6 protein-coding genes are annotated in these 4,938 nt (G+C 64.3%); 5 read left to right on the top strand and 1 reads right to left on the bottom strand.

Going from position 1 to position 4,938, the window contains the following annotated elements; translation table 11 throughout:
- Window positions 1-217: 217 nt before the first annotated feature.
- Window positions 218-1,324, bottom strand: a complete 1,107-nt coding sequence (locus K8I61_17885; GenBank protein ID MBZ0273914.1) for an HD domain-containing protein — start codon at window positions 1,322-1,324, stop codon at window positions 218-220.
- Window positions 1,325-1,496: 172 nt separating this feature from the next.
- Here K8I61_17885 and K8I61_17880 point away from each other — a divergent pair, with 172 nt between their 5' ends.
- From K8I61_17880 to K8I61_17860, 5 genes are all read left to right on the top strand, one after another.
- Window positions 1,497-2,012 (top strand): hypothetical protein, encoded by a 516-nt coding sequence (locus K8I61_17880; protein MBZ0273913.1) that lies wholly within the window; start codon window positions 1,497-1,499, stop codon window positions 2,010-2,012.
- Window positions 2,013-2,135: 123 nt separating this feature from the next.
- Window positions 2,136-3,128: an SPFH domain-containing protein gene (locus tag K8I61_17875; protein ID MBZ0273912.1), complete on the top strand. Its 993-nt coding sequence runs from the start codon at window positions 2,136-2,138 to the stop codon at window positions 3,126-3,128.
- A 76-nt stretch (window positions 3,129-3,204) separates the two neighbouring features.
- Window positions 3,205-3,939, top strand: a complete 735-nt coding sequence (locus K8I61_17870; GenBank protein MBZ0273911.1) for a glycosyltransferase family 2 protein — start codon at window positions 3,205-3,207, stop codon at window positions 3,937-3,939.
- A complete protein-coding gene (lipB, locus tag K8I61_17865; GenBank protein ID MBZ0273910.1) occupies window positions 3,936-4,616 on the top strand; it encodes a lipoyl(octanoyl) transferase LipB in 681 nt (226 codons plus the stop codon). The genes K8I61_17870 and lipB overlap by 4 nt, the downstream gene beginning before the upstream one ends.
- On the top strand, window positions 4,616-4,938 hold a 323-nt coding region (locus K8I61_17860; protein MBZ0273909.1), incomplete at its 3' end, for a hypothetical protein. The genes lipB and K8I61_17860, both read left to right, overlap by 1 nt.

Genomic DNA, 4,938 nt, shown 5'->3' with positions numbered 1-4,938 from the left:
TCCCCAGCCCGTCCCGGGCGATGATCTTGAGGGCCGCGTCGGCGATCTGACGCTGCCGGTCTCGCGTCGGTTGTCTTTTTGTGGCCATGATCCCCCGCCGATATCAAGCAAGCACTTGCTAGCTAAATTAGCGGCGCGGCGCGCGGCTGTCAAGGCCGGGAGCGTTGCGCGCAGAAATGTCGGGGCGAGGATCGGCGCGCCGGCGCCGACCGGGGGGTCACCCTCGGGTGTCCCCGCCGGAAAAGCGCGCCGCGATATCGCGAAAAGTCGCGTGCTGAGCCGTGAACATTTGCAGAACGTCCGGATCGAAATGCGCGGGCCGCACCCGTTCTTCTCCAAACGTGATGATCCGCATGGCCGCGTCGTGTGTGTATGCCGGTTTGTAAACGCGGCGGGTCACCAGGGCATCGTATACGTCGCAGATTTTCATCAGGCGCCCCGCGATCGGGATGTCGTCCCCCTTCAATCCAAACGGGTAGCCGGAACCGTCCCACCGCTCGTGATGAGACGCGGCGATGTCCTTGGCAAGAACCAAAAACGCAGTGGAATTGTGGCTCTGCAGGCGCCTTTCCGCGTTGGCCAATGCGTCGCGGCCGATGATCGTATGCTTTTTCATGATCTCGTATTCCTCCGGCGTCAGCGGACCGGGCTTCAGGAGGATTTGGTCGGGCACCCCGACCTTGCCGATATCGTGCAACGGGGCGGACTTAAAAAGCAGCTCGATAACCGCCTCCGTCAGATATGCCGAAAATCGACGCTGCGTCGCCATCATTTGCGCGAGCGCCAGGATGTAGTGCTGCGTGCGGACGATGTGGGCGCCCGTTTCGCTGTCGCGGTACTCCGCGAGCGCGGCCAATCCATGAAACGTCACGTCGCGCGTCGCTGTGAGGTCAAGCGAACGCTCCTGGACCTCTTCAAGGGTTTCCGACAACCGCTCTGCCGTAAGGCGAAGACGATTTCGCTCGCGTCGTTCGCGGTCGGCCAAGGCGCCGGTGATGACGGCGATCACGTTGTAAAGAACGATTTCCATCAATTTTTCGGTTCCGCGCGCGGGATCTTGCGTCCCAAAAAGGAGGAAAAATGCGTGCGGAACATAGAGGAGCGACGCGACACCGGAGGCCGCCAGCGCGCCTTGAAGCCCTCCGGCAAAAGCGCCGAGGACGATGGGGACGTAATACAGGCGTCGGATGATGTCGTGCTGCCAGGCGGCGCCGGCGTCGGCGGCCACGTGCATGACGGTAACGGCCGCGATCGGAAACCAGAGCATCAGCCAGGCTCTCGGCTTCCAGAGCAAACCGGGTTCGCGATTTAGCAGAATATCCATGGCCGCCTCGATGTTTGTATCAATGATGACATATTTCCGCGACTCGAGGAAAAGCAAAAATGGGGCGAGCGGATTCCGGCCATTTCCATCGCGCCCTTGATGTGCCATGGGAACCGGGTGGCGTCGTCGATCGAGCCTTGCGCTTTCCCCGCCGCCTCGCCAACATGAATGCGTGCGTTTTTATGACGAACAGACGCTGAAGGAGCGCATCGCCGAGGCGATCGCCGACTTCGTGGACGACGTGCCCGCGCTCGCCGGAATCCGCGACGCGCGCCGCCTCGATGAACAGGACGCGGCGGTCCGCCGGGGCGTCGCCGAAGGGCTTGGCGCGCTGGTGAAGCGCATGGACGATGCGCTCGCCGCGCATCTGCGCGACAAGGGGCTCGCGGGCATCGACGATCTCAATCGCCTGCGTTCACGACTCGAAACGCACGCCGCCGCCGCGCGCATCGCGGCGAACGGCGACGTCTTCGGCCTCGGCGACGCGCGCGCGGACGTGGAAAGGCTCGGCCCGCTTGTCGCGGTCGATCTCGACATTCTCGCCCGCGTCGAGGTAGCGAGGCGGGAAATCGCCGACGGCACGGCGGGGGATGTCATCGCGCGCCTGACGGCGCTTGCGGATGCGCTCGATGAATTGTTCGCCGAACGTGCTCGGGCAAGAATTCCGGGAACGGGTAAAGGCGCATGATGCGAACCGCGATCATCACGAAGCGCGTCGCGGAGCGCGTGATGCGATGGACCCAATCCTCGATCCTCGATCCTCAATCCTCTTGCGCAACTCGCAATTCCCAATTCCCCATTTGGAGCGATCATGGCGCTGGTTGACGTCCTCGAATGGGCCGATCCGGCGGCCGGCGCGATCGTCAGCCGGGTGCCGGACAACGCCACGGACGAACTTCGCCTGGGTGCGCAGCTCATCGTGCACGAGGGGCAGGCGGCCGTGTTTTTCCGCGACGGCCGCGGGCTCGATGTATTCTCCGCCGGCCGGCACACGCTCTCGACGCTGAACCTTCCGCTCCTGTCACGGATCGTCGGGACCGCGTTCGACAGCGGCCGCGCGCCGTTTCGCGCGCAGGTGTTTTTTGTCAACCTCGCCGCGGTCGGCGGGCTGAAGTGGGGCACGAAAGAGCCCGTGCCGGTTCGCGACGCGGACCTAGGCCACGTTCGCATGCGCGCGTTCGGTTCCTGGGCGATGCGCGTCGCCGATCCGCTCGTCTTCGTCAACACGCTCGTCGGCCGGCGCGGGAACTATTCGTCGGCCGATATCGAAACGTATCTGCGCGACGTCATCGTCTCGCGTCTCATCGACATCATCGGCGAGAACCTGCGGTCGATCGTCGATCTCGCGGGCATGTACGACGAGCTGGCCGTCGCCGCGAAGATCCGCATGAAAGAGGACTTCGCGCGGTACGGCGTGGAACTCGTCGATTTTTACATCCAGGCCGTCACCCCGCCGGAAGACGTGCAACGCATGATCGACGAGCGCGCGCAGGGAGCGCACGCCGCGCCGCGCACGCGCGATTCGGAAGCAGCGAAAACGGCAAGAGCATCTTTCGGCGCGTGCGTTCATTGCGGCGCCGCCGTCACCGCGGCGGACAAGTTTTGCGCAAGCTGCGGCGCGCCCGCGCGCGTCGCCGGCCATTGCGAATGCGGGCAGGCGCTTGCGCCGGACATGACGTTTTGCCCCGCCTGCGGCGCGCGAATCGGCGCGGAAAAGCCGCGGATCTGCTCCGCCTGCGGCGCCGCGTCCGCCCCCGGCGCGCACTTTTGCAGCAAGTGCGGCAGCCGCCTGGGCGTGGATTGAACGTGCGTTTCGTGACCTCCCTCGACAACCCCCGCCCGGCGTACTAAAGAGTTCGTCGCGCTGCGCGCGAAAAACCATGCCTCGCCTTTCCGTCGTCATCCCCGCTTACAACGAAGAATCGCGCCTGCCCGCGACGCTTGCGCGATTGCGCGAATATTTCGCGAGCGACGGCGACGTCGAGGTGATCGTCGTCGACGACGGAAGCGCCGACGACACGCGAAAAATCGCCGGAGATATCGCGAAGGACTGGCCCGCGCTTCGCGTGGTCGCCAACGACCGCAATCGCGGCAAGGGCTACACCGTGCGCCACGGCGTCCAGGAGGCGGCGGGCGACGTGGTGCTCTTCTACGACGCGGATTCCTCCACGCCGATCGAGGAGTACGAAAAACTCCGCCCGCATCTGGAGGCGGGCGCCGACGTGGCGATCGGCAGCCGCAGCCTGCCTGGCTCCGACGTTCGCGTGCATCAGCCCTGGTACCGTGAAACGATGGGCCGCATGTTCAACCTCTTCGTACGCCTGGTCGCCGTGCGCGGCATCGTCGATACGCAGTGCGGATTCAAGGCCTTTCGCCTGCCCGCCGCGCGCGCGGTGTTCGCGCGGCAAAAATTGTCCGGATTCAGCTTCGACGTGGAATTGCTGTTCATCGCGCGAAGGCTTGGCTACTCGATCAAGGAGGTGCCGATCGTCTGGATCAACTCGCCGGCCAGCCGCGTGCATCCGGTTTGGGATTCGCTGCGCATGTTCCTCGAGTTGTTGAAAATCCGCGCCAACGCGTGGCGCGGCGCGTACGACGACGCGGGAGCGGCGTGATGGTCATGGACGTGCGCTGGACGTATCTCGGCAAGGTTGCGTTTCTCGACGCGGTCAGCCTGATGGAAAATCTCAAGCGCGATATCCGCAAGGGCGCCGCGCCCGAATACCTTCTCTTTCTCCAGCACGCGCCCGTCATCACACGCGGTTATTCCGAAAAGGGCGGTAACGCCGGTCTTGTTTCGACGCGCGAGGAAATCGAGAAGGCGGGGTTCGAAATCGTCCAGACCGATCGCGGGGGCCAAACAACGCTGCACGTGCCGGGGCAGCTTGTCGGGTACACGGTATTCGATCTGAAGCGCAACAACCTGACGATCAAGAAGTTCGTGACGCTGATCGAGGATGTCATGCTCGCGGTGCTGAACACCTACGGCCTGGAAGGCGAACGCGTGAAGGGCGATCCCGGCGTTTACATCGCCGGCCGCAAGATCGGCTTTATCGGCATGAATGTCGATCGCGGCATCACAACGCACGGTTTCGCGATCAACGTCGTCAACGACGTGGAGACCTTCCGTCACATCGTCCCCTGCGGACAGTCCAATCGCCCGGTGACCAATCTGTTCACCTATCTCGGCGATGAGGCGTCGATCTACGACACCTATTGGCGCTTCGTGGCGTGCTTCGAAAAGCTGACCGGCGCCACGCTTGCCGAGGTCAAGGCGGATCTGGCGGTCTGATGCTGCTGCGTCATGTCATACCCGGCCTCATCAAGCTGGCGCTTGTCGTCATCGCGCCCGGCTACATCGTCGGCTGGGCGGCGCGCGCGCTTCACGGGCGCACGGCGTGGGCGACGCTCGATCGCCTGCTCATCGGACTTTTCGTCGCCATCGAGGCGATCATTCTCATCGACAAGGGCCTGCCGTTTTTCGCGGGCAACGTCTACGAGATGCTCTCCTTTGCGCCGAACGTCGCGGTGCACCTGGTCGTGGGCGCCGCCGGCGACGCGGCGTGGTTTATCCTGACGCGACGGACGGCGCGCCGCGTGGCCGGACCGGCCGC

The sequence above is a fragment of the bacterium genome, assembly GCA_019912885.1.
In the GTDB taxonomy this organism is placed as follows: domain Bacteria; phylum Lernaellota; class Lernaellaia; order JACKCT01; family JACKCT01; genus JAIOHV01.
The sequence above is the reverse complement of the archived record's forward strand: the minus strand, read 5'-3'. Positions and strand labels throughout refer to the sequence as shown.